This is a genomic window from Sporosarcina sp. ACRSL (genome assembly GCF_022346605.1).
Taxonomy (GTDB): domain Bacteria; phylum Bacillota; class Bacilli; order Bacillales_A; family Planococcaceae; genus Sporosarcina.
Map to the genome: position 1 here is coordinate 125,195 of NZ_JAKRNT010000004.1, position 26,222 is coordinate 151,416.

Genomic DNA, 26,222 nt, shown 5'->3' on the forward strand with positions numbered 1-26,222 from the left:
TGATTTACAAAATGCTTTAGCGAATCCAACTGTGAGTGAAGTAACTCTTGATGGTGGTTCTTTAACAGTATCATCTTTAACTAATATTGATTTAAACAATAAAACAGTTATTGGTGATTTAGAATTCACAACGACTGATCCAGGAACTATTACATTGGCTGCAGGAACGCTGAAGGGTAACCTAGTAGTTAATACGCCTAATGTACATTTTATAAACAATGCAACAGTTACTGGTACAACTACAATCAATGGTGTAACAAGCACTTCATTTGTAAATAATGGTTCACTAAAAGCTGTCGAAATTAAAGATGATGACGGTGCTCGTTTCGTGAATAATGGAACAGTAACTGCTCTAAAAGTTAATACTCCTGCAAAGGTAGTATTCGAAAAAGCTGTGGATAAATCATTACCAACAATTGAAGTTGATTCTAGCCTTACAACTGCTGAAATCGTAGCACCAGCTGGCACGAAGATTGAAGCATATTCAAACACGACTGTTAATGCGAAAACACCAACGGGCGATGAACTTTCGGTAGTGGATTCTGAAGGAGATGTTAAGGAAGCGGCTGCTAAGTTCACATCAACTACTGTAAAAGTAGAAGATCAAAAATTGGTATTGCCAACAATTGATGAAGGTTTCACACTTGCAATGGTATCAAGTAATACAAATGTGATTGCTAATGATGCTAAAAATGGAGCAGCTGTAAATTTCGCTTCAGAAAATGGCGAGCCAGCAACAGTTAACCTAACATTTACAGTTTCTAAAGATGGTAAAGAAGCAAAAACAACTGTCGATGTCAATGTTGAATCATTCTTAGGATTAACTGGAGAACAAGTAACATCTCTTAATGTTGCTAATGTAACAGAAGCAGAAGCGAAATTTTTAGTTAAAGGCTTAGAATTTGATTATAATGGTAAAATGATTGAAAAGCCTAGTACTCTAGCAGAAGTAAAAGATTACATTGATGAAACATATGATGTGAACTTTAACACTGATGCAATCAAAGTAACTAATGGTAAAATTGAAATTACTGGTCAAGTTTTAAGCACAGATGATTGGAAAAAGGTTAAAGCTAATGGTAAATTCAATATTCCTTACCGTATCACTTTAGTGAAAGATACTACTAACATTGGTGTTGCTAAAGTTGCTATGTACCAAGATGGTAAAGCTACTTTAGAAGAAATAAAATAAGTTTTAGTTGCTAGGCACCGATAAAATTCAGAATACTTCTAAGCTGAAGGTTCCGCGGAGAGAAATCTCTGCGGAGCTTTTTTTGTTTCCTAGAAAAATTCCTGTTTTATGAAGGATATCTCCCTGTTTGCAGCTGTTAATAGTATTGTCCCTTTCAAAAAGTCTATCCGTAGAAAACTTATGCTAATTCTACAGGATAGACTTTTCTTTTTTTGTCCGGATCTCGTGGATTTGAATGAATCTTTGTAAATTCATAGGAGTGGAATAGGGGAGTATAAGAAAGAAGGCATGACAAAGAAACCCTTTTCGAGGGTGAAAAAGGTCATATTAGTAAAATTAAGCTACTTTCTTGTAAGCATGATAGAGACCATTCAATACTGGTCTGGTTTCTAATCTCGTACTCTCCGCTGGAGTAGGAAGGTATACAGGCGAAGGAATTGGTGTCTTGCCGTCTATTCCTTGATGCGTTCGATCGGTATTGTAATAGTTTCTAATATATTCTCTTAGAAGAGTATGTAGATGTTGCTCATTCAGTGGAATAACTTGTTCTAACAACTCCCTCTTGATTGTACCGATGACTCTTTCAGCATAGGGATTTTGCCAAGGTGATCGGTATGCTGTTTTCTTTGAAATAATGCTCGATGATTGTAAAAATGATTGAAACGCCTTGGAACAAAAGATTGGGTCGTTGTCATGAATTAAATATTTTGGAACCTTACCGTATGGTGTTGCATTTCTGAATTGCTGGATTGTCCATTCGGCCGTCGGATTAGTTGTTACGCCGAAATGAATGATTTTTCGAGATTTATGATGGATAATGACCAAAACATATAGCACATCAAAGGTGAGTGTAGGAATCGTAAAGAAGTCGGTTGCCCACATTTCAAGATGATGGTTTTGCAGGAATGTCTTCCAAGACTGAATCTGTTTTTTGGAAGGTGGTCTTCGTGTGCTGGGAAGATACTTAGAGATTGTATTTGGCGCAGGAGGATTTTCGATTCCGAGAATCCGAAGCTTTTCATGAATTTTCTCGGGCGATAACAGTGGGTTTTCTTTATGTACTCGTTTAATCAGATTGATTGTGTCTTGAGAAATAGCTGGTCGCCCTAATTTCTTCGATTTTTGTTTCCAATAGAATTTGAAAGCAGTTCGATGCCATCTAATCACGGTGTCCGGCTTCACAATCAGTAAGACATCTTTCCAGTTCTCCAAATGCTTGCTAAGGAATACCCAGAGCTGTCGAAAAGCCGGTGTTGGACGTGGCTGCGGTATGTTTTCTTTTTCAAATCGCTGGGCATATAGTGCGAGTTGACTTCTTAGGGCGATGTTTTCCATTTTAATAGCGTGCGATGATTTTAAATAGAGTTTCAGAAATTGAGTGAAGTAGCTTAGCCACTCTTTAAAGCATTCATACAGCGAATGAATAAAAAACAATTTGAATCCCTCCTAGTTGCATGAACCCATATAAACGGCTATTGAAGTTCTACTAGTGTATTTGACAAGTTGTAGGAAATACATAGTTTGGCAGTTAGTGAAGTCGTACTCGGTGGTGCCGGGACGGGGCTCTTTAAAAGGTTCCTATGGTTGGGCAGACGAATCCATGTAGGCAGGGTAAGTCCGTGTATAGTGCGAAATAAGCTAGGAGCTTACTTTACATCCTTATAGTTGAAATGCTATAGTGGCGATCGAGGAATTGACTGTTAATCCGGTCGTTCTTACCCCCTGGATAGTGGAAACCTAAGGGAATCAAAAAAAGGGATGGAAACAGCGGAACGTTTGAAGTCTTACTGGAAGAGGTGTTTCAGCACCTACGAGACTAGTAAAATGGCAGCGGGCTCATAGTAGTGTCGATGGCTGGCCGTTCGGAGCGCTCAGGTGTCCAAGAATGGATTGCATGTCGTTCCTTTTTAAAGATTTTCTCCAAATAAATCATGGTCGTTTCCATCAGTTGATCCCCAAGGCTTCGCGTTTTGAAGTGATCGCAAATGCATGGCGGAAGACGTGATTAACAATCCTTTAATTACTATTTGGGGTTTTTAAATGCATAAAAGCTATCCATCCCTCGCCAAAGAGAAAAAAATAGCCTTAGCTGAAGAAGAGTTGACGGCAAATTAAAAGATGCAGATAAGGTAATCCTCACTGCATCTAAAGAGTCCGGCGATTACATTCGCTTGAGGATGGCACTCCTCTGGCAAGCATTGTAATGCCTGATGGTGATAGCAACCTGTCACGCGTATTGAACGGTGCACGGGTTTGCATCAGTCGACCTTCGAATCGACATACCAAGTATATCACAAAGGCGGCACAGGAACACAGCCAAAGAGTTTTTATTAAATATATTCACCGGAATATTCTGGTTTCCACGAATGTATCGCATGCCGTTCTTTCTCCAACAGCCTCTCAAGATAGATCATCCTCGTTTCGAGTCGTTCATGACCGAGACTTCTCATAATATCGTGCTTAACGCTACTTTTATTTTTTTGAGAACACGCCCGGATCTTTGGTATCATTTGGGTTCCGGGCGTTTTTGATAAGTCTTCACCTAGAGTTTATTTCTATTTGTACTATTTCAATACTATTTTCGTGTAATATTTATAGCATGCATAGTTAAATAGGAAATTAGACATTTTCATGCCCTTGATAGGAAACTACTAAATTGGCAAGAATCTTCGTAATCCTCTATTTTTCTACACTTATCACTACACTCTTCTATGAATAAATGCTAAACTGCTAGTATCATAAAAGGGGCGGTGGTATGTATGAAGAAAAAGTGGAAGATTACAATAGCGATTGTATTGGCGCTCGTTTTGGGAGCAGGGGCTTATCTGGCGTACATATTAAAGTTCAAGGAATATGATGTTGCGGATGATGAGGTTGAGGGAATTATCGCGAATCCGTATGAGGTGGAGCTTCCGGATGGGTCAAAGTTGGTCATTGGTAAAGATGGAACGGTTTCCGGCTTGGGAGAAACAGTTGTAGAAGAAGTCGAAGCTAGCGAAGAAGTAGTCGAAGCGAGTGAAGAAGCTGAGGAGGAGCCAGGGAAATCGAAACAAACTACTTCCACCGGTAATAAAACTGCTAATAAAACTGCAGGTGTAACTCCACCAAAGAACGAATTAAAAGGAACTACTGCAAAAAAGAAGCAGTCAGCGAGCACAACGGAAACGAAGAAAAAACTAACCGTGGCGGAAGTGAAGGGGAAGTATGAGCCTGTCTTCAAGCAGCTTGAAGGACAAGCCGATGATAAGATTAATTCGTTGATTGGCCGGGCGAAAAAGGAGTACATCGACAAGAAGGCGAATGGCGAGAGCATCAGCTATGGCTATTTCTATAATAAATACATGGGTGCTGCCAACAACTTGGAGGCAAATACCGATGCCGCATTTTATGGTGTTGTGAAAGCACTGGAAGCCGAATTGGCAGCAAACGGCTATAATAAATCACACGCTCAAAGCTTTATTGATGAATATGAATCGCTGAAAAAGGTTCGGCGCGATGGTATCTTGAAGAAAGCCATTGGAAGCTAATAAAACAAACAAAAACCGCTTAAGTCCTCATACGCGGTTTTTTGTTTTGTCTACGTCTGTCTAGGGCAATCTTTATTAATCGGAACACGAGTAAAAATGTGAAAGCCCCCCACATGTCTAAAAACACATCTTCCCTAGTAGCAGTCCGTCCTCCAGTGAGCGACTGATGATATTCATCCCCGATCGCTAAAAGCAGCGTGATGAGAAGCGCGACAATGGTTCGATAGTGGATTTTCGGTAGAATGCTATATACAGCAATCGCCAGCAGTCCGAAAATGAAAAAATGGGCTGCCTTCCGGATCAGAAACTCGATGAAAGCATAGTATCCTCGTTCCTCAACTGAAATGATCTTCCCCCAATAAGGGATTTGCAGTTTTGCCAGCTGGTTCTCCAATGGTTTGCCCGGGAACCATTCCTCCAAAGTCGGAATGATCGACTGCTGCTCATACGTTTGGCCTGATGAAAAAAATAGTACACCGACGATGACTAGTAATAATAATATTTTTCTCATAAAGTGACCGTACCATGTTTGGACAATTATTGTCCAGAATGTTGAAGTAGGTCTTTCATTCTGCCTTCTTAAGAAAAATAAAACCCCCGTAACTGTATGCCACGGAGGTTAGTACTTATTTATTATTCACCTATAAACACATGTAAATTCACATTAAAATCATCCCAGAACTCAACGTCTCCAGTATGACCTAAGAGCCTGACTTTAATATCGTCCGCAACCAAGTCGCCGTTCGCTGTGTTGCTCGGAGTTTTGAGCAGGTCAACCATGGCGTCTTGGATTTGCTGTTTTGCAGCTGTACGGTTTTCGATGACATTGACTGGCTCGCCGTCACCGATGCGAATATCCGTTAGACCAAGGGCAGGGAGTTTGTCCGAGAAAAAGCCGAGGCCTTGGACAGCTTTAATGCCTTCGTCAAGATCATAGGCGGTCAACGTCAATGTGTTGGAAGTCGGGTCAAATGACGCTTCTGCGATTTTTTCGCCGTCTTTTTCGATAACACTGTTTTCATTGACGATAGCACGTATTTGCGCTTTTGTCTCTTCAACGGCTTTCGTAACTTTTTGGAAGTTTTCAGACCGCACGACGAATGACGCCATATGAGCACGTGTGACGTTCGCATTTGGTTCGAACGTTGTCGGTGTTTTGCCTTTCGTCACTTTGTTTTCAACGAGTGTGCGGACATGATTGACATACCATGCAGAATTGCTGACGTCCGTGAACGGGTTATCCGCTGCCGCTTTTGGAAGTTTATAGCTTAAGTCGAGTATCTTAGCTGTCTGTGCGCGTGTCATCGGTGCGTTCGGACGGAAGGTGCCATCTTCGAAACCTGTGATGTAGCCGGCATTCGCAAGCGCAGCGACATAACCGTAATACCATTGGTTTTCATTAATGTCTTTGAACCCTGGATCTTTTACATTTGTCGTATTAAGTCCGAGGGACATCGCAATAATTTTTGAAGCGTGTGCTCGGGTCAATTTTGCGTCCGGGCGGAACGTTCCATCTTCATACCCTGTGATGATGCCTCTTTCTGCCAAACTCATAATCGAATCATGGTGATCCAAGTCTGTAGGTACATCTCTGAATGAAGTGGCCGCATCAGCCGAAGTAGGGGCGGCCACTACAACTGCTCCAGCTGCCAATGATAAGGATAATGCCGATAGGAAAGACTTTCTTGCTGAATTTTTCATTTGATTCCCTCCAATTTTGTTGACGAAATTTTTGGTAAAATGAATATTCCCAACAACTATAGCATAGAAGGTTAATAGATTGGTAACGAAAACTATCGAATTTTGTATTATTTTAATTATCGTTTTTTTGACCTACTACTTTTATCAGGCATAATGATTTTATTATATGAGCCATATTTCCTCTTCGATAAGTCTAACGATTCAAATATATCATTCTAGTCTCAAATTAAGAGAATTCAATTTGTACCCTATGCTATAATGAGACACGCTTAGACAGATAGCGACAAAGGGGATACAAACTTTATGGAAGAAACGATCAGTCTTCAGGAACTTTTCAAGACATTGAAGAAAAGGGCTATCCTCATCCTGCTGACAATGCTGCTAGCGGTGACAGCTGCAGGTGTCGTCAGTTTCCTGCTCATGACACCGATCTACCAAGCATCGACACAAATTCTCGTCAATCAGCAGAAAACGGAGCAGAACCAGTTCAATACACAAGACATCCAGGCGAATCTTCAGCTAATCAATACATATAACGTCATCATCACAAGCCCAGCCATTTTGTCGAAGGTGATTGAAAATTTGGATCTAGATACAACACCGGCAGCCTTGAGTGGGAAAATAACAGTGAATAGTGCGCAAAATTCGCAAGTTGTCAACGTGAGTGTCCAAGATCCGGAACCGTATATGGCGGTCGATATCGCCAATACAACTGCTGAAGTATTCCAAGAAGAGATTCAGAGGCTAATGAATGTTGATAATGTCAACATCCTTTCGCCTGCAGTACTATCTGAAAATCCGAAGCCCGTCAAGCCCGACCCATACCTTAATATGGCGATTGCAGCGGTCATCGGTCTTATGATAGGTGTCGGGATAGCGTTCCTGCTCGAGTATTTGGACACGACCGTCAAGACGGAGCAAGATGTCGAGGAGTTATTGGATTTGCCTATTTTAGGTCTAATCAGTCCGATTACAGATAGCGAAATGCCAAGAACGAAAGAGGCGTTACAACACAAAAGAAAGAAGAGGTGATCATGATGTTCAAGAGAAAACAGCGGCCAATGCGAACAGTTGCAAGAAAACTTGTCACGAACACCAATCCGAAATCCATCGTTTCGGAGCAATTCCGCACGGTTCGAACGAACATCAATTTCTCGATGCCGGATAAGGAATTGAAAACATTGCTATTCACCTCTTCTTCTCCGGGCGAAGGCAAATCGACGAGCGCTGCAAATGTAGCGATCGTTTTCGCGCAAGAAGGGAAAAAAGTGCTATTGGTAGATGCAGACATGCGTAAACCGACAATGCACTACACATTCCACATGACGAATACAACTGGCCTATCTAATTTGTTGACGAAGCAATCGACTCTTGGAGAGGTTACAAAAGTCATAGAGATTGAAGGCCTATCTTTGATCACTTGCGGTCCAATTCCACCGAATCCTGCCGAGCTCATCGGCTCGAAATCGATGGATGCGCTTCTTCATGAGCTGACGTCTCAATACGATCTTGTTATTTTCGATGCGCCACCGCTACTTTCGGTCGCGGACGCTCAAATATTGTCGAATAAATGCGACGGGACGATCCTTGTCGTCAATTCTGGCGTGACGGAAAAAGAAAGTGCGATTAAGGCAAAAGAATTACTTATGGCTGCAAAAGCAAATATACTTGGGACTCTCCTGAACAATTTCGCGCTTGAGAAGGACCATTATTACTATCAATATTATGGAACTGGAGAGTAAAAGGACTCGTATGCCCTTATGCTCTCTTTTCTATTAAAGGAGCGCGGTTCGAATGATTGATATGCATACTCATCTTTTGTTTGGTGTTGACGATGGACCTGCAACGATTGAAGAAACGTTTGCTTTAGTGAAAAAGGCGCAAGAGGAAGGAATTACGGATTTGATTTGCACGTCGCATGCCTCTCATCCACAATTCGATGTACAGCATCGCGAAGTGATAAGCCAAACTCTATTATTGAAAGATGTCATCAGGGAAGCGGGGCTGAACGTTCAACTTCACCCAGGACAGGAAATCCGGCTGACTGAAGACATCATTGAAAAGTGGGACAGCGGGGAATTGCTCACGCTCGCCAATTCCAGATACCTTCTATTGGAATTGCCGTCCCAGACGATTCCTGTCTATACGGTTAAAATCATCCAGGAAATGGTCGAAAGGGGAATCATTCCGATCATTGCTCATCCAGAAAGAAACCGTGCAATTGCAGAAAAGCCCGAACGGCTCGAAAGGCTTATCCGCCATGGCGCAACCGCTCAAATTACGTCGGGTAGCTTATCAGGCCATTTCGGCAAAACTATACAAAAACTGTCACTGCAGCTTATCGAGGCGAATCTTGTCCATACATACGGCTCAGATGTCCATAACTTAAATACGAGGCCATTCCATTTTGGTAAAGGGCTCGATGTATTGGAACGAAAAAAGCTGTATGATATTGCAGATCTGATGCTCGAAAACAATGAAAGGATTTTGAGGGATGAACCGTTATTCCTCTGGGAACCAGAACTGACAAAACCAAGGAAATTATTTGGCTTCATAGGGTGAAAGAAAATCAAATCTAGTAATTTACTAAAAATTGAACTGTTGTTTCATCCCATTTCCATATAAAAAAGAGAACAGATGGGATCCAAAGACTCACAAATAAATAATCGAAAGGGCAGAATTCAACAAACAGGCTAGAACACTTCGGGGGGAATTGAAACTACTGAATTATAAACACATTTATGTAGGGTTTATAGTTCTGTGTTACAACATAGAACGGAGGGATTCTTGCGAATGACGATGAAAAAGCGGGTCACATTGCTTTTCCTGTTGGATTCACTCATTGTGCTGGTATCAATCTTTCTTGGATACTACATATTGCGACCTGACAAGGTCATCTTCAAAAATGAAATCATCCTGATGAGCGCCTTGACGATTCAAATCGCGCATCATTTGTTTGCTTGGCATTATGGTTTGTACCGGAAAGTATGGTCGTATGCCTCCATCGGTGAGTTGAAAGCGATATTCAAATCGGTCACTTTGACGATTGCTGTCGTAATGGCTGCCCAATTCATTTTTACAAAAGACATCAATTTTCGAGCTCTTTTCCTAACATGGATGCTCCACATTCTATTCATCGGCGGCTCACGACTTAGTTGGCGCATTACACGTGACACTTTTCGGAAATCACATGATCAAGGGATGAAGCGCGTCATGATTATTGGTGCCGGACAAGCTGGTATGTTGGTGGCTCGGCAACTGCTGAACAACCCCGATTCGGGCATGAAACCTGTCCTATTCCTTGATGATGATATGACCAAAAAAGGCTTGGAGCTGTACGGCATCAAAATTCTAGGCTGTACAAGTCATATCGAAGAAAACGTCAAGGACACTAACATCGAAGTAATCATCATTGCGATTCCTTCAATGGCAAAGCAGGACATGACCGAGCTCATGAAACGATGCGTAGCAACAGGCGCACGTACACAAACAATACCACGCATTGAAGATTTGATGACGGGGAAAGTATCGGTTAACGATATTCGTGACGTAAAAATAGAAGATCTCCTTGGTCGCGACGAGGTCCAGCTCGACATGAAAGCGATCAAGGAGAAATTGACTGATAAAACCATCTTAGTAACCGGAGCAGGCGGCTCCATCGGTTCCGAAATATGCCGACAATTGACGGCATTTAAGCCGAAGAGCCTTATCCTGCTCGGTCACGGAGAAAGTTCCATCTACAATATAGACATGGAACTACGCCAAAAGGTTTCACCCGAAACTAAACTCATTCCGATCATCGCGGACGTCCAGGACCGCGACCGGATCTTCGACATCATGGCGGAATACAAACCAGATGTCATCTACCATGCCGCGGCACATAAACATGTCCCGCTCATGGAAGCGAACCCGATGGAAGCCGTCAAAAACAACATTTTCGGAACGAAAAACGTAGCGGAAGCTGCGGACACTTTTGGCGTCCCTTACTTCGTTCTTGTATCAACCGACAAAGCCGTCAATCCGCCGAACGTCATGGGTGCAACGAAGCGTTTTGCTGAAATGGTCGTTCAGAACCTTGCCAAGAACAGTAGAACGAAATTTGCGGCGGTTCGCTTTGGGAATGTACTCGGCTCCCGTGGGAGTGTTGTTCCATTGTTCAAAAAGCAAATTGCAGCAGGGGGGCCGGTGACAGTAACCGACCCAAGAATGACCCGCTATTTCATGACCATACCCGAAGCATCCAGACTCGTCATCCAGGCAGGGGTACTTGCACGAGGCGGCGAGGTGTTCGTTCTTGATATGGGTGAACCGGTGAAAATTGTGGACCTAGCGAAGAACTTGATCAGACTGTCTGGTTATGGGGAGGATGAAATTGAAATCAAGTATTCCGGCATCCGACCGGGCGAGAAGTTGTATGAAGAGCTGCTCAATGAGAGTGAACGGCAGAGTGAGTATGTGTTTCCGAAAATTTATGTTGGGAAGGCTACTCCGATTAGTGAGTTGGAGATGGAGCTTGTCTTGGACAAGCTGTTAGATATGGACGCTTATGAGGTAAAAGAGACGTTGGTTGGACTTGCGAATCGAAAGGTTACTGAAAGTGTTCAGGTTTCGCTCGTTTAATACTATTTTGAGAAGAAGGTTATAAAAATGAATTTTGCAATCGTTGGTTGTGGATTTATTGCGAAAAAACATGCAAACGCAATTCGAAATATAGAAGGCGCAAATCTAATCGCTGTCTGTGATCGAGTGCCGGAGTTAATGGAACCGTATGTTAATGAATATGGTGCAACTCCTTATATTGAACTCGAAGAAATGCTGAGGGACCATAAAATTAAAGTCGTATGTATTTGCACGCCAAGCGGAACTCATGCTGCCATTGCTGAATTAGCTGCACAGTATGGGAAACATATCATAGTAGAAAAACCGATTGCCATGACTTTGGAAGAAGCAGAAAGAATCATTTCATCCTCTGAAGACAATGATATTAAGTTGGCGGTCGTTCATCCGAACCGATTCCGTCCGGTCGTTCTGAAGCTGAATGAAATAATGGAAAAGAATTTGTTAGGTACAATCAGTCACGCTCTTTGTATCGTCAATTGGAATCGTGGACAAGACTATTACGATCAATCCCCTTGGAGAGGGACGAAAGAACATGACGGGGGAGTATTGATGAACCAAGCAATTCATAATCTGGATCTGCTGTTGTCATTTATGGGTACTCCTACTGAAGTATTCAGCATGGAAGCAACTCGATTCCACGAGATCGAAGCCGAAGATTTTTCAACTGGAATTATTCGGTTTGAATCAGGCGCTTTTGCGACCGTACAAGCTTCGACTAATGTCTATCCGAAAAACTATGAAGAATCCATCACGCTCTTTGGTGAAAAAGGAACAGTTAAAATCGGCGGACCCAATGCATTGTACTTTGAAACATTAAATGTTCGGGACTTAGAAGACAGTGTAATTGAAAGCTATATCAATGAAGTAAAAGCAGATCCTTGGGGAACATCAGGTCATGAGCAGATTATAAGAGACATGATGGAAGCAATAAAAGAAGACAGACAACCAGTAGTCTCAGGTAAAGAAGGAAAAAGAGCGCTTGAGCTCGTACTCGCATTCTATCAATCTGCTGAAAAGAACACACCGATTACTCTGAAAAACACACCAATTACTTTAATGTAAAGGGATGAATGATATGACGACAACCCAAACAATATCACAAGAACTGATTAATAAATTCACATCAAAAACAGCGACAATTGGGGTAGTTGGGCTAGGCTATGTAGGACTTCCACTTGCCGTTGAAAAAGCAAAAGCAGGTTTCACTGTCATTGGTTTCGACATACAAGAAGAGAAAGTGCGTATGGTCAATGACGGGGAAAACTACATTGGTGACGTTGTTCAAGAGGATCTGGAAGCACTCGTTGCTACAGAAAAACTAACGGCAACAGCCGACTACTGCTTCATTCGAGATGTCGACGCGGTTGCTATCTGTGTCCCGACACCACTCGATATATATAAACAGCCAAATATGCAATATGTAGAAAGTTCCGCCAAGGCAATAGCAGCGCATATAACGCCAGGGACACTAGTCGTTCTAGAAAGTACAACGTATCCGGGCACGACGGAAGAACTTATCAAGCCGATTCTTGAAGAAGCAGGGCTCATCATCGGGAAAGATGTATTCCTAGCCTATTCTCCTGAACGTGTCGATCCAGGCAACAAGCAATTCAACACCAAAAACACACCGAAAGTCGTCGGTGGAGTGACAGAAGAATGTACAAAAGTGGCTGCTTCGATGTACCGTGCTGTTCTTGATGGCGACATCCATGAAGTATCGAGTCCGTCGGTCGCTGAAATGGAAAAATTATTGGAAAACACATTTAGAAATATTAATATCGCCCTTGCTAATGAAATGGCGATCTTATGCCATAAAATGGACATCGATGTTTGGGAAGTAATTGACGCAGCTGCAACAAAACCATACGGATTTATGCCTTTTTATCCGGGTCCTGGCCTTGGAGGGCACTGCATCCCAATCGATCCATGGTATTTGACTTGGAAAGCGCGTGAGTATAATTATCATACGAAACTGATTGAAACTGCTGGGGAAATTAATGATAGTATGCCGGATTTTGTGGTTCAGCGCTGTTCGGAGATTTTAAACCAACAAGCGAAGGCTCTAAAAGGATCTAAAATCCTGGTGCTTGGTGTTGCTTATAAGAAGGATATTGATGATTATCGTGAATCGCCAGTGTTACCGATATTGGAACGATTGACTGACGCCGGAGCAGATTGGAAAGTTTCCGATCCACATATTCCTAATTTCAAATTAAACGGGGAAATCATTCAGACAGTTAGGCTAACAGAGGACATGTTAATAGAAGCGGACTTAGTTTTGATTGCTACGAATCATAGTGAGTTTCAGTATGAAATGATACAAAAGCTTAGCAAGGCAATACTTGATACAAGAAATGCTCTCGATAACGCACAAAGAAATTACTACAAGCTATAAAATGACTTATGAAAAACAAGAAGAATAAGAACTTTATTAAAAATGTACTCACTATTGCTAAAGGAACGGCAACCGGGCAACTGATACTTTTTTTAGCATCACCTATTTTAAGTAGAATATATACGCCAGAAGAATATGGTGTATTAGCCATTTACACGTTATTAATATCCACGTTAAGTATTCTTTCAACACTTAAACTCGAATTAGCAATGCAAACAGAAGAGAAAGACACACGTTCTATTTTTATTGTCAAAGTATCAATGATTTTCAACATTATATTTTCAGTGACATTGTTAGTTATCTTTCACAGTCAAAAAGAGTTGCTAAGTAAATTATTGAAAATACCTATAGAAAGCTCCGGATTTTTATATTTAATACCCTTAGGCGTTTTTGCATTGGGGTTAAATAGGATAAATTCAAGCCTTTATATTAGAAACAAGAATTTCAATGATTTAAAAAAGCTGTTTGTTTCTAATTCTATTTTAATGGTCACGATCCAAATGGCATTAGGAGTATTGAAGGTAATCCCTAATTCTTTGATAATTGGTGACGCAATAGGCAGGCTAATCACCAATATTAGAGCTATAAGGGGAAAGTTAACGAATACTAAAACCCCAAAGCTCAGCTTTCCGAATGTTGTTGAAGTCATTAAGGAAAAAAGAAAATATGTTTTTCTCTCAACTAGTTCTGAATTTCTATTTGTATTGGTAAACCAATCTATTCCTTTTTTGCTCATACTTTTCTATAGTCCGATTTTAGCTGGCTATTATACGTTCGGGCTAAAGATTGTGAATGCGCCAATGGTCTTAATTGGTAAATCAATATCTCAAGTATATATATCGGAAATTCGTACTGAAACAAAAAGATACAGCAAAATTAATAACCTATTTAATCAGATTGTAAAAAGGTTAATCGTGACGGCTATTCTACCTTATAGTTTATTATTCTTCTTTGGACCGGAAATATTTTCAGTTATTTTTGGATCCGAATGGAGTTATTCTGGAGAACTAATGAGTATAATGTCAATTTTATTTTTTGTTGAGATAATCGTCTATCCATTGACAGTAACATTAGAGGTTTTAGAAAAACAAAACTTCCTTTTCATCTGGCAACTAAGTAGAGGTATCACTACTATTGCAGCTTTCAGTGTCTTAAATCTCCTCGAAGTTAAAGTGGAATTAACTTTATTTGTAGTCTCGCTGTTATTAGTGATTTTTTATGTAATTGTTTTTGTGTATATAAAAAAAGTCATAACTAGCAAGGAAGAGCATATTGAAGCTACATAATTTAATAAAGTTAACTCAAATGGTGGTAATTGTATTAATCATATTTGCAGGAAGAACCGATTTTGGTATTAACCTACCTCCTATTCCAATCTACATTGGGGTTATCGGTATTATCGGCTTACTGCTAAGCTTCATAATAATGAAGAAAAGGGAGGGGTATGGATTATCCAATCCTCTTTATACTTCTTTACTCTTCTTCTTTTCAATAATTCTATTAGTTGGTAATTACACTGATACAAATCAATATGGTTTTACAAAGTCTCTTGAGTTTACTTTCTATGTTTTTTTCCTGATTTTAATCATAGATATTTGTATCCAACAAAGAAAAGATTTAATAAATTTAATAAAATCCTTTTACTTTGTTGCTCTGCTAATGGCGTTAACTTCTATTGCTATGGGGATTGTAAACAATACTCTATTTACAGAAAGATTAACCTTTCTGAACAGCGGTTCTAACACATTTAGTAGAATGATGTTTATGGGGTTATCGGCTAATATTTTTATAATCCTTAGTTCAAAAAGAGGATTCATTAAATACTTCGGTTTATGGATTTTTTTAGGTGCTATTTTCTTAAGTGGGTCCCGACAAACTATCTTAGGAGCAGTCATTTTTGTTGTACTATTTTTGCTATTGACCACAGTAAAAACAAAGAAAATAAAAGGTAAAGTAATACTAAAATTTACAGCCTTATTAACTTTCTTACTAATACCTATTGTTTTTTTGTGGCCTTTAATACAGGAAAGTAGGTTCTACAGCAGATTGCTTCTGTTGTTTTCCGAAGACAAAGGTGCTTCGTTTAATGTTAGAACTTGGTTAATAGAGCAAGCATTCCTTTATGGAAAAGAATCATATTTATTTGGAAATGGCACAGGCTCATTTGCTCTAAAACTGCCTGAATATATCTATCCCCATAATATTTTTGCTGAAATCTTTATGGAGAATGGAATTTTAGGCTTACTAATTTTATTCATCATTATAATTTACCCATTGTACAATATGAAAAAAATAAACATTCGAAGTGATTACAACACAAAACTAGTTAATGATACATTGCTGATCATGTATCTCTTTAGTTTATATACCGCTCAAATATCTGGAGATCTATATGATAATCGTTGGATTTTTATTTTTGGATTGTTACTACTAAAAAATGCTGTTTGGACAAGGAGAGAATACGTTGAGTCAAAAAATTCCGATGTTAGATTTAAGCAATCAATACCACAATATAAAGGAGGAAATAATTGAGAAATTGGATCAAGTAATGTCCTCATCGCAATTCATCCTCGGTAATCATGTGAAGAAAATCGAGAGTGATATCGCTAAAATGAGTAACACTGAGCATGGAATTGGTGTAGGCAACGGCTCTGATGCAATACATATCGCACTCCAAGCAGCAGGAGTCGGTGAAGGAGATGAAGTGATTACAACCTCATTTACTTTCTTCGCGACTGCAGGTGCCATAGCGCGTGCAAATGCGACACCGGTGTTTGTCGATATCGATCCGGTCACGTACAACATTGATCCTTTAAAGATTGAAGCAGCTATCACTGAGAAAACGAAGGCGATCATCCCTGTTCACTTATACGGCCAGATGGCGGATATGGATGCAATCATGGAGATTGCGAAGAAACATAACTTGCATGTCATTGAGGATGCTGCCCAAGCGATTGGGTCAACATATAAAGGAAAACAAGTCGGAGAAATGAGTAGCGCCGCAACTTATAGTTTTTTCCCTACAAAGAATTTGGGTGCTTATGGTGATGCTGGAATGATCGTGACGAATGACGATAACTTGGCAGAACAAGCCCGTGTCATTCGAGTCCATGGCAGCAAGCCGAAATATCACCATCATGTCCTTGGTTACAATAGCCGGTTGGATGAACTGCAGGCAGCCATTCTAACTGTTAAGTTGCCGCATCTATCTTCTTGGACAGAAAATCGTAGGAACCATGCAACGTGTTATACGAAAAAGCTAAATGAAGCTGTAGGTGAATATGTTGTAACACCTGTTGAGGTGGAAGGTAATTATCATGTATTTCATCAATATACACTCCGTGTTCAAAAGCGGGACGAGCTGCAAGCGTTTTTGAAAGAACAAGGAATTGCGACGATGATTTATTATCCGATTCCATTGCATTTACAACCCGTCTTTACTGAGCTTGGCTATAAGGAAGGCGACTTGCCTGAAACAGAGAAAGCGGCGAAAGAAGCGTTGTCTTTGCCTATGTTCCCTGAGCTTAAACGAGAACAGCAAGACTATGTCATCGAGAAGATTGTAGAGTTTTATTCATAAAAAATATAGGGCTTGTTCAGTTTTCAAAAGCTAGTTGTTTACGAAAGGTGGAAATCTGATGTCGCTTACTGTAGGGCAATATGTTGTCATTGGTGAAAATGTGATATTTGGAAGCAATGTTTTTCTTGGCAATAACGTTGTCATCTATGAAGGAACAGAAATTGGCGATAATGTGATCATTCAAGATAATGCGGTTATCGGGAAACAGCCGACGCGTGCAAAAGCGTCTATTCTTCCTGAAGTGAAGACGTTGCCCCCTGCTAAAATCGGTTCGGGTGTGACTGTTGGAACATCCGCAATTGTCTATGCAAATGCAGTAATTGGCGATGATGTATTCATAGCAGATTTAGCTACTGTCAGGGAACGGGTGACAGTTGGGGAAAAAACGATTGTCGGTCGCGGAGTTGCTATTGAGAATGATTGTGTAGTAGGTAAGAGATGCAAACTTGAAACGAATTGTTACATAACCGCTTATTCAGAACTTGGCGATTATGTATTTGTAGCGCCATGTGTCGTTACGACGAATGATAACTATATGGCTAGAGGAAAAGAACGTTTTGACAAATTCAAAGGGGTTACTGTAAAAGACGGAGGCCGAATTGGAGCGAACGCAACGATACTACCCGGGAAAGTGATCAACGAAGATGGAACGGTCGCTGCAGGAAGTATCGTATCGCGGGATGTGGAGAAAGAATTTCTGGTTGTGGGAGCGCCTGCGAAAAAATTACGGAAAGTTCCTGAAGAACAATTATTAAGGAACCAAGAATGAGGTGTCAAGTTGAATATATGGATCTTTAATCATTATGCAAAAACACCACTACAAAATGCAGGCACTAGACACTATGAATTAGCTAAATACTTGATAAGTAAAGGATGTAAAGTAACAATCATTGCTTCTTCTTATAGTAACATTCAGAAAAAGTATGTAATTGACCATGAAAAAGAGAATTATAAAGTTGAAAATGTAGAAGGCATTCGTTTTGTCTGGCTGAAAACTACTCCCTATCAAAAAAACAGTACTAGGATACTTAGTTTTTTCAGTTACTATAACCAATCAATTAAAACTGTAAAAAAAGCATTTGCCAATGAAGAAGTGGATGTCATCATAGGGTCCTCCGTCCATCCACTGGCAGCTTTGGCGGCATATAAAATTTCGAAACAGAAAAACTCTAAGTTTTATTTTGAAGAACGCGATCTCTGGCCACAAACATTTATTGACTTCGGGAAAATCAGCGAAACTCACGTTGTCAGTAGGATGTTATATGGACTGGAAAAGTTTTTATACAAAAAATCCGATAAGATTATCGTTCTATTTGATAGAGCAGTAGGTTATGTGAAATCCAAGGGTATAAATGAGGATAAAGTATTCCATATTCCAAACGGAGTGAATATCAATTCTTTTAAATTAAGAAATGAATCCGAGATTGTTGATAAAATGCTTAGGGAGTTTGAAGGAAAATTCAAGATTATCTATACGGGCTCCCATGGAATAGCCAATGACTTGGACAAACTAATAGATTTGGCGGAACAAGTCAAATTGTCCGATCCTGAAAAAAATATTCATTTCCTGTCAGTAGGTGCAGGTCCATTAAAGAATGAATTAATATGTAAAGCTGCCGAGAAAAAACTTGATAATATTACATTTTTAGATCCCATTAGAAAAGTGGATATTCCCTATCTACTGAGCAAAGCAGATATGAGCTACATTTCTATTTTAGACAGTCCCTTATATAAGTGGGGCTTCAGCATGAATAAGTTATACGACTACTTGGCTGCAGGATTGCCGATGATCATGCATACAAACCCGAAGCTAGTAGGCGAATTTAATGATCTCGAAGGGGTTTTTGTTTCTGAGAATAGTAAGATGCTTTGCGATAAAATACTCTGGTTATATAATCATCAGGACCAAGTACCAGGATATTCTGCTGCATTAAAAAATCATGTTGAAAGTAGATACTCTTGGAGTATTTTGGGTGAAAAGATTTATAAGGAAATGATCAGCGATATGAAACCGGATGATATCGAAGTAAGTAATCAAAAATTAGAAGTGAAGTGAGATAAGTGAAAAGAATTTTTGATGTTATCGTAAGCAGCTTATTGTTATTGGTTTTATCACCTTTACTCTTGATCATGTTTATATTAATTAAATACAAATTAGGTTCACCTGTATTATTTAAACAAAAAAGACCAGGACTTAACGGTAAGATTTTCGAGATTTATAAATTCAGGACAATGACAAATGAGGTAGACGAAAACGGGCAATTATTACCGAACGAAATGCGTCTTACTGAATTTGGGAAATTGGTGAGAAAGACCAGTTTAGATGAACTTCCACAGTTATTCAATGTAGTAAAAGGTGACATCAGTCTAGTGGGTCCAAGACCGTTACTAGTCGACTATTTGGAACTCTACACGCCTGAACAAGCAAGAAGGCATGAAGTACGACCTGGAATTACTGGCTGGGCTCAAGTAAATGGAAGGAACGCGATAAGTTGGAAGGAGAAATTCGAACACGACGTGTGGTATGTCGATAATCAATCTTTCCTTCTTGATATGAAAATACTTCTTATGACTGTTATGAAGGTATTCAAATCGGAAGGAGTAAATTCAGCTTCCGACAAGATGGTTGAGCGTTTTACGGGAAAAGAGGTTGATTGAGAGATGAGTATTCCTACGTTTATTGTTGGAACGGGTGGCCTTGGTAGAGGTGTCGCCGAAACAGTTAAAGTTATTTCAGAACGGGATCGCAATTGGACGATTTCAGGCTTTATAGACGATGATTCCAATGTAATCGGGACATATGTAAATGACATGATGGTTGTGGGGGATACAGAGTATTTACTTGGGCTGAATACAACGGCAAACGTGATAATTGCGATTGCAAATCCAGAAGTCAAGGCGAAGATTTATGAGAAGTTGTCTTTAAATACGAATCTACTATATCCGAATGTCATCCATCCTTCCGTCCATCTGAATTCTTCAATAGAGATGGGAATCGGGAATATCGTTTCGGACAACGTCGCTTTTTCCGCGAATGTTTATGTAGGCAACTTTTCATTAATTCATTTTAACTGCACAATTGGGCACGATGTGCAAATTGAAGATTATGTAACTGTTTATCCCGGAGTAAATTTGTCTGGTTATTCTAGAATGAAGTCCAAAAGTCAGGCGGGAACTAACTCATCCGTGTTACCGCAAATCATTGTCGGAGAAGGTGCGATTATTGGGGCTGGCTCAACGGTGATTAAAAATCCAATCCGTTATACTACCGTAGTAGGAATTCCCGCAAAGGAATTGAAAAATTGAGGTGTTTAGATTATGGTTCGTCTTTATGATTCTACGGTGATGAACTTCAATGAAGTTATCCGAAATAGGCTGTTCTTTCTTATGGATCGCGTACTAGGAAAAGGAATATATAGACAAGTCACATCTGTAGAAGAAGACAATAGGAATCCTCGTATCGAGGATAAGTTAACTAATATTATCGATCACGCAAGACAAACTGTTCCCTACTATAGTGCTTACAAAAATATACATGACATCTCGCAAATGCCGGTTGTCAATAAAAGTATAATAAGAAAGGGTAACCAAGCCTTTATCTCGTCTTTATATGATAAAGATGAACTCCTTAAAGTTACGACTTCCGGCTCGTCCGGAACTCCGATGGAATTTTTTAGAGATAGTAATAAGAGAATCCGGCAAATAGCAGAAGTTATTTTTCTCGGAATACCGGTAAAGTATTATTTTGGTATGAAACATGGATTCATCAGAGCAACACATCCAAAAAGTCGATTGAATCTAATGTTGCAGAACGAGATACATATTGATCCAACCAAATTGTCCGATGAAAATCTTGAGAAAATCAGAGCAGAAATAAAAGAAATGAAATGTATTATAGGTTTTCCATCAACCTTACATGAAATTGCCTTATATTGTGAGAGAAAAGGAGATACCCCTGAACAATTTAATTTAGTCGGCATCATTTGTACGGCAGAACCTTTGCTTGATAAGCAGAAAGAAGCAATACAACGGGTATTCGGCTGCCCGATACAGGTCAGATACGCGGCCGAAGAGTTAGGACTGATCGCAGTGCAAAATCCCGGCGAATCGTTTTATCGTATCAATCAAGCTTCATTTTATGTGGAAATTTTAAAGTTGGATTCCGACTTGCCTTGTGAAGAAGGCGAGGAAGGCCGAATTGTAATCACTGATTTGGAAGCTAGAGCGATGCCCCTTATAAGGTATGACACGGGAGACTTGGGTGTAATGAAAACTGAGGAGATTAGTGGCGAGAGGATTGAGACGTTATCGTCTATTTCCGGTAGAAGAATAGAAATGTTGTACTCTCCTTCCGGTGAAAAAATCTCTCCATTCTCTATTAATGTAAAAATGAAAGATGTTAAAGGCGTCATCAAGTTTCAATTCGTTCAGAAGGACAAAAACAGATATACCATGAAAGTAGTGGCTGACGAAGAGTGTTACAACGAAAATGAGCTACTAGGGATCTTGCATGGCATCTTAGGAGAAAATGCACTGATTTCAATAGAACTGGTTGATGAAATCAAGCCGTTAGCTTCTGGTAAAACAGCGTATATAGTTAACGAATACATCAAAAAAGATTAAGCGGGGGCAAGCTAAGACTTAATAAAAGGAGATGTATTTATGGGCGAGAGAGACGTATTGGAAAAAAATCTAAAACCTTCATGGGTATGGGCGATAGCATTCGGATCTTCCATCGGGTGGGGGGCATTCATATTACCCGGGGACTGGATTGCAGAGGCTGGTCCTGCCGGGGCAATGATCGGCATACTTCTGGGCGCAATCGTCATGATGTTCATTGCCGTCAGTTACGGTGTACTGATTAAAAAGCATCCTGTTTCCGGAGGAGAATTTGCATATGCTTTTCTGAGTGCGGGAAAGACATGGGCGTTTATAACGGGTTGGTTCTTGGCTTTGGGGTACGCATGTATCGTTGCGTTAAATGCATCGGCCTTATCGTTATTATTGAAGTATCTATTTCCTTCTTTTATGGAGCAACTATTCCTTTATGAAATAGCGGGATGGAAAGTCTATGTACCTGAAATCATCATTTCTTCATTAGCCATTCTGTTTTTTGCTTATTTGAACATTAGAGGAAACGGGTTTTCGGGCAAGCTTCAATTTATATTTTCTGTTGTATTGATTTTAGGCGTTGCAATAATGGGGGTATATACATTCGCTTTCGCCGATTTTCCAATTGAAAACATGAAACCGGCTTTTCCTGAAGGGAAATCTCCGCTAATTTCTATATTGCTTATACTTGCAATTGCTCCTTGGGCATATGTCGGTTTCGATAATGTCCCTCAGGCTGCTGAGGAGTTTAACTTTTCACCGCGTAAAGCATTTGGGCTCATCATCATGTCTTTATTGGCCTCCGGATTAGTGTATGCGACAATGATCGGCGTAACATCATGGACGTTCGCTCCGGGTTCTAGTGTGAACAGTTCTAATTTATGGTTAACGGGTGATATTATCAGTGCATCCTTTGGGTCCGTTGGAGTCGTAGTTTTGGTTATTGCGATATGTATGGGGATTTTTACAGGACTTATTGGTTTTTTTCACTCATCTAGCAGACTTTTATTTGCAATGTCTCGTGGAAAGACCCTACCGGCTTTTTTCTCGGATTTACACCCGAAGTACAATACACCATATAAGTCGATTATTTTCATTGCAATTTTCACACTTCCCTCTGTGTGGTTTGGACGTGAAGCGTTAATTTGGATTGTTGATATGTCCTCGATTGGTGTCTCAATTGCCTATTTCTTTACATGCTTTACGGCCTATCGAGTCCTCAGTTGGACAAGGAATAACAAGGGGTTAGAGATTTCTCCTATTAAAAAGACCATTGCTTTATTTGGAGCGGTTTTTAGTATTATGTTTGTACTCTTATTGATAGTGCCAGGTTCTCCGGCACAACTTGGAATGCCATCTATTGTAGCTCTCCTTATTTGGGTTGCACTTGGCGTCACATTTTACACGAGCATCTATAAGAGTTTCAGTGTGCTCGGAAAAGATGAATTGTCCTACTATATTTTAGGAGAGAAAAAGTAAAGTGGATGGGGAGATGAACATGATAGAAAACAAGAGGATTTTTTTATCCTCCCCTCATATGAGCGGGAATGAACAGAAATACATTAACGAAGCGTTCGATACAAACTGGATTGCACCGCTTGGCCCAAACGTAAATGCGTTTGAAGCTGAACTCGCGGCTTATGTTGGGACAGCAGGCGCTGCTGCTACTTCATCTGGCACAGCTGCGATCCATTTGGCACTTGAGCTTCTTGGTGTTGGCCAAGGAGATACAGTCTTCTGTTCGAGTTTAACGTTTGTTGCATCTGCGAATCCCATTTTGTATGCAGGGGCGGAGCCGGTTTTCATTGATTCTGAAGAAGAGACTTGGAATATGTCTCCTGTGGCATTGGCCTGTGCTTTTGAAGATGCACTAGCAAGGCGGCAGTTGCCCAAAGCAGTCATTGTCGTTAATTTGTATGGACAAAGTGCGAAAATGGATGAACTGATGGCAATCTGTGAGCGGTATGAAGTTCCGCTTATTGAAGATGCGGCAGAGTCGCTTGGTTCTCTCTATAAAGGGAAAAAGAGCGGGTCGTTCGGACACTTTGGCATCTATTCATTCAACGGTAACAAGATTATTACAACTTCAGGTGGCGGTATGCTCGTTTCAAATGACCTTGACGCATTGGACCGGTCGCGCTTTTTGGCAACACAGGCACGTGATGCAGCGAAGCATTATCAGCATAGTACAGTAGGTTATAATTACCGGATGAGTAATATACTTGCCGGTGTCGGCCGTGCACAGCTTGAAGTGTTGGATGATCGTGTACAGGCCAGACGAGATGTATTTGACCGATACGTGCAAGCGTTAGGGGACATTGAAGGCGTCCATTTTATGCCGGAGTTGGAAGGGACTTATTCGAATCGTTGGCTGACAGCGTTGACGTTGGATCCTGAAGTTATTATGATAACCCCTTACGAGTTGATCGATCTGCTGGAAGAAGAGAATATCGAAGCACGTCCGGTATGGAAACCGCTTCATCTACAGCCGTTGTTTGAAGGGTGTAGGTTTTATCCTCATAGTATTGACGAGGTTGTAAGTGAGCGATTGTTTGCTGAAGGGCTTTGTCTGCCGTCTGGTTCGAATATGACTGTGGAGGAGCAGGGGCGAGTGGTAGGGGTTTTGAGGAAGCATTTGGTGTCGAGTAACAGTATGAAAAGTGAAGGAGCTTTTCACCGAGTCTAGTGAGAACAGGAAATCCAAGATTAGAATGTGGAACACAAGGGGAAGTTGAAGATAAAGCGACCATTCTTATTATAAAAAGAATGATCGCTTTTTTTTACTTCTTTTTTTTTCGTTAATCGAGCAAACTAGTAACTTTATCATCATCTCAGTATCATCTTCTATAACTTCAGAACAGATTAACACAAGGCCTCTGCAAAAGTTTTGCGGAGGTTTTTTGAAAGAATCCTACTATTGGGAAATAGTTGATAGGCTTTTGATATATGTTATTGACATCAATATAAAGCTTTAGTATGATTTATGTAGATAGAGATATTCGGAACTTTAGTATGATTTAAATAGAATTAAATTTACAGTGATACGCAGAAGAACCTTACGTGGATGCCCGTTAAGGGTGTTTATGTGAGGTTCTTTTTTTGATGTAAAGGTGTTAGAGAGGAGTGGAGAATGAGTGTAACACAGATGGCTGTGATATCTGTGATTGCGTTGCCATATTGTTTGTGTAATTTTTCAGCTGAAATTATGTGGCTGATTTTTTAGGCATTATGGTGAGTGTTGAAGTAGCCACCGGTAGTGAATATGAGGCCACGGTTATCAAAGAGGCGAGTCTAGCGATCTATGATGCTAAAAATAGCGGTAAGAACCGAGTTGTTGTTGCCGGAAAGTAGCTGATTGTATCGATAGATAAAGAAACTATGATTGGAGAAGAAAAAGATAATGAAAGCTAGGGGTTTTAGGGTGTTGTTGTTGACGGTATTGCTTGCCACAACAATAAGTACATCAGTTAGTGCAGAGAGTAAGGGGTTCACGGATGTTGGAGGGCTGACGGAAAAAGAGAGAGAACAGATAAAGGTATTGGTGGATAAGGGGATTATCAATGGTTATCCGGATGGGACATTCAGACCATACGATAAAATCAACAGAGGTCAACTTGCTACATATCTGGCAAGGGCGTTGGATTTGCAAATGCCTAAAACGCCGCCACGGTTCAAGGATGTCACAGTGAAAGCGTCCACGTACGATGGAGTAGTGAAGGCGTACGGTGCGGGTCTTATGGGAGAACATAAAGAAGGAAAATTCTTGCCAGGGGCAACTGTATCAAGAAGAAGTTTGGCGGTGGTGTTGGAAGATTCCTTGCAGATGAAAGAGAGATATCCGCAAGGGGCTAACGTTACGTACAAGGATATCGGTACGTTAAGTAAGCGAGAGAAGGCAGCAGTCCAGAGGTTATCGCATTACGAAATCATAAAACCAGCGGCGGATGGTTTCTTTAGGCCGAATCAGGATGCCGATAGGTTGACGATGGTAGTTGCATTGTACGGGTTAATGGAGACCCGTGGGATGCTAAAGGATTTCAACGATTATACTTTCGATGATTATTTTAGCAAGGTAGAATGGATAGATAGAAAAGGAATTAAGTCTGTCAGCATCTACCCGAAAGAAACCCTGACGGAATGGAGTAGTCAAGAAGTAAGGGAAAAGCATTCAAAGAGGTCATTCGAGTTGCTGGCAGCGGATTTTGGAAAGGACACTAGGTGGATGAATACAGAGTCACTGTACGTGCAGTATAAATGTCATGAAGTATTTGCTGGGAGCCGAAAGGTGCCGTGGAACCTCGAGCCTCATCGTACGGAAACGGACTATAGAGCCACAGTAAGGAAGTCATGTAACCCATGAATAGAGTGATACAAATTTGGAAGCAGAAGCGGGTACTTCGACAAATTAAAAGAGAGATTCTTGAAGAGACACTAGTAATTACACGTAAAGTAGGAATTAAGAAGAACAGCGAACAGTATTTCCTTGTCCAAGAGGACGTAATTAACGGGAAGCCACATTTCATGGGAGATTCTTATAAAATCCCGAGTATAGAGTAGTTCTTGAGAACATCAAGTATATCAAATATAAAACCGGCA

General features: G+C 40.4%; 24 protein-coding genes. 20 read left to right on the forward strand and 4 right to left on the reverse strand.

Going from position 1 to position 26,222, the window contains the following annotated elements:
- The first annotated feature begins 31 nt into the window (after nucleotides 1-31).
- A complete protein-coding gene (locus MHZ92_RS07565; protein WP_239431043.1) occupies nucleotides 32-1,192 on the forward strand; it encodes a hypothetical protein in 1,161 nt (386 codons plus the stop codon).
- Nucleotides 1,193-1,528: 336 nt separating this feature from the next.
- Here the strand turns inward: MHZ92_RS07565 and MHZ92_RS07570 are convergent, their stop codons facing one another.
- Together MHZ92_RS07570 and MHZ92_RS21360 are read right to left on the reverse strand one after the other, a co-directional pair.
- A complete protein-coding gene (locus MHZ92_RS07570; RefSeq protein WP_239431045.1) occupies nucleotides 1,529-2,626 on the reverse strand; it encodes an integrase core domain-containing protein in 1,098 nt (365 codons plus the stop codon).
- Between the two features lie 382 nt (nucleotides 2,627-3,008).
- Nucleotides 3,009-3,137 (reverse strand): hypothetical protein, encoded by a 129-nt coding sequence (locus MHZ92_RS21360; RefSeq protein WP_255723429.1) that lies wholly within the window; start codon nucleotides 3,135-3,137, stop codon nucleotides 3,009-3,011.
- An 814-nt stretch (nucleotides 3,138-3,951) separates the two neighbouring features.
- Here MHZ92_RS21360 and MHZ92_RS07575 point away from each other — a divergent pair.
- The gene (locus tag MHZ92_RS07575; RefSeq protein ID WP_239431047.1) at nucleotides 3,952-4,719 is read left to right on the forward strand and encodes a hypothetical protein; all 768 of its coding nucleotides are present in this window, start codon (nucleotides 3,952-3,954) and stop codon (nucleotides 4,717-4,719) included.
- A 19-nt stretch (nucleotides 4,720-4,738) separates the two neighbouring features.
- On the opposite strand, the gene MHZ92_RS07580 is transcribed toward MHZ92_RS07575, so the two are convergent.
- Both MHZ92_RS07580 and MHZ92_RS07585 read right to left on the reverse strand, forming a co-directional pair.
- On the reverse strand, nucleotides 4,739-5,230 hold the full coding sequence (locus tag MHZ92_RS07580; protein ID WP_239431049.1) for a VanZ family protein: 492 nt from the start codon (nucleotides 5,228-5,230) through the stop codon (nucleotides 4,739-4,741).
- Nucleotides 5,231-5,352: 122 nt separating this feature from the next.
- Entirely contained in the window at nucleotides 5,353-6,420 is a 1,068-nt protein-coding gene (locus tag MHZ92_RS07585; RefSeq protein ID WP_239431057.1) for an S-layer homology domain-containing protein, read from the reverse strand.
- 303 nt (nucleotides 6,421-6,723) lie between these two features.
- On the opposite strand from MHZ92_RS07585, the gene MHZ92_RS07590 reads away from it, so the two are divergent.
- From MHZ92_RS07590 to MHZ92_RS07675, 18 genes are all read left to right on the forward strand, one after another.
- A complete protein-coding gene (locus tag MHZ92_RS07590; RefSeq protein ID WP_239431058.1) occupies nucleotides 6,724-7,452 on the forward strand; it encodes a YveK family protein in 729 nt (242 codons plus the stop codon).
- Between the two features lie 2 nt (nucleotides 7,453-7,454).
- Nucleotides 7,455-8,162: a CpsD/CapB family tyrosine-protein kinase gene (locus tag MHZ92_RS07595; RefSeq protein ID WP_370644653.1), complete on the forward strand. Its 708-nt coding sequence runs from the start codon at nucleotides 7,455-7,457 to the stop codon at nucleotides 8,160-8,162.
- Nucleotides 8,163-8,214: 52 nt separating this feature from the next.
- Complete coding sequence (locus tag MHZ92_RS07600) at nucleotides 8,215-8,982, forward strand: tyrosine-protein phosphatase (RefSeq protein WP_239431060.1); 768 nt, start codon at nucleotides 8,215-8,217, stop codon at nucleotides 8,980-8,982.
- 231 nt (nucleotides 8,983-9,213) lie between these two features.
- Nucleotides 9,214-11,040, forward strand: a complete 1,827-nt coding sequence (locus tag MHZ92_RS07605; RefSeq protein ID WP_239431061.1) for a polysaccharide biosynthesis protein — start codon at nucleotides 9,214-9,216, stop codon at nucleotides 11,038-11,040.
- 27 nt (nucleotides 11,041-11,067) lie between these two features.
- Entirely contained in the window at nucleotides 11,068-12,102 is a 1,035-nt protein-coding gene (locus MHZ92_RS07610) for a Gfo/Idh/MocA family protein (protein WP_239431062.1), read from the forward strand.
- Nucleotides 12,103-12,115: 13 nt separating this feature from the next.
- Complete coding sequence (locus tag MHZ92_RS07615; protein WP_370644655.1) at nucleotides 12,116-13,435, forward strand: nucleotide sugar dehydrogenase; 1,320 nt, start codon at nucleotides 12,116-12,118, stop codon at nucleotides 13,433-13,435.
- 8 nt (nucleotides 13,436-13,443) lie between these two features.
- On the forward strand, nucleotides 13,444-14,721 hold the full coding sequence (locus tag MHZ92_RS07620; RefSeq protein WP_239431064.1) for a lipopolysaccharide biosynthesis protein: 1,278 nt from the start codon (nucleotides 13,444-13,446) through the stop codon (nucleotides 14,719-14,721).
- The gene (locus tag MHZ92_RS07625) at nucleotides 14,708-15,967 is read left to right on the forward strand and encodes an O-antigen ligase family protein (protein WP_239431065.1); all 1,260 of its coding nucleotides are present in this window, start codon (nucleotides 14,708-14,710) and stop codon (nucleotides 15,965-15,967) included. The genes MHZ92_RS07620 and MHZ92_RS07625 overlap by 14 nt, the downstream gene beginning before the upstream one ends.
- The gene (locus tag MHZ92_RS07630) at nucleotides 15,873-17,015 is read left to right on the forward strand and encodes a DegT/DnrJ/EryC1/StrS family aminotransferase (RefSeq protein WP_239431066.1); all 1,143 of its coding nucleotides are present in this window, start codon (nucleotides 15,873-15,875) and stop codon (nucleotides 17,013-17,015) included. Before MHZ92_RS07625 ends, MHZ92_RS07630 begins: the two co-directional genes overlap by 95 nt.
- 58 nt (nucleotides 17,016-17,073) lie before the next feature.
- Nucleotides 17,074-17,784 (forward strand): acyltransferase, encoded by a 711-nt coding sequence (locus tag MHZ92_RS07635; protein ID WP_239431067.1) that lies wholly within the window; start codon nucleotides 17,074-17,076, stop codon nucleotides 17,782-17,784.
- 9 nt (nucleotides 17,785-17,793) lie between these two features.
- Nucleotides 17,794-19,071: a glycosyltransferase family 4 protein gene (locus MHZ92_RS07640; RefSeq protein WP_239431069.1), complete on the forward strand. Its 1,278-nt coding sequence runs from the start codon at nucleotides 17,794-17,796 to the stop codon at nucleotides 19,069-19,071.
- A gap of 5 nt (nucleotides 19,072-19,076) precedes the next feature.
- A complete protein-coding gene (locus MHZ92_RS07645; protein WP_239431071.1) occupies nucleotides 19,077-19,673 on the forward strand; it encodes a sugar transferase in 597 nt (198 codons plus the stop codon).
- Nucleotides 19,674-19,676: 3 nt separating this feature from the next.
- Nucleotides 19,677-20,321, forward strand: a complete 645-nt coding sequence (locus MHZ92_RS07650; protein WP_239431076.1) for a NeuD/PglB/VioB family sugar acetyltransferase — start codon at nucleotides 19,677-19,679, stop codon at nucleotides 20,319-20,321.
- 12 nt (nucleotides 20,322-20,333) lie between these two features.
- Nucleotides 20,334-21,638 (forward strand): hypothetical protein, encoded by a 1,305-nt coding sequence (locus MHZ92_RS07655; RefSeq protein ID WP_239431077.1) that lies wholly within the window; start codon nucleotides 20,334-20,336, stop codon nucleotides 21,636-21,638.
- A gap of 39 nt (nucleotides 21,639-21,677) precedes the next feature.
- Nucleotides 21,678-23,105, forward strand: coding sequence for an APC family permease (locus tag MHZ92_RS07660; protein WP_239431078.1), 1,428 nt, complete (start codon nucleotides 21,678-21,680; stop codon nucleotides 23,103-23,105).
- 19 nt (nucleotides 23,106-23,124) lie between these two features.
- Nucleotides 23,125-24,312 carry a DegT/DnrJ/EryC1/StrS family aminotransferase gene (locus MHZ92_RS07665; protein WP_239431079.1) on the forward strand — a complete coding sequence of 396 codons (1,188 nt, stop codon included), beginning with the start codon at nucleotides 23,125-23,127 and terminating at the stop codon, nucleotides 24,310-24,312.
- 735 nt (nucleotides 24,313-25,047) lie between these two features.
- Nucleotides 25,048-25,986 (forward strand): DUF2599 domain-containing protein, encoded by a 939-nt coding sequence (locus MHZ92_RS07670; RefSeq protein WP_239431080.1) that lies wholly within the window; start codon nucleotides 25,048-25,050, stop codon nucleotides 25,984-25,986.
- Nucleotides 25,983-26,183, forward strand: coding sequence for a hypothetical protein (locus tag MHZ92_RS07675; RefSeq protein ID WP_239431081.1), 201 nt, complete (start codon nucleotides 25,983-25,985; stop codon nucleotides 26,181-26,183). The genes MHZ92_RS07670 and MHZ92_RS07675 overlap by 4 nt, the downstream gene beginning before the upstream one ends.
- The last annotated feature ends 39 nt before the right edge of the window (nucleotides 26,184-26,222 follow it).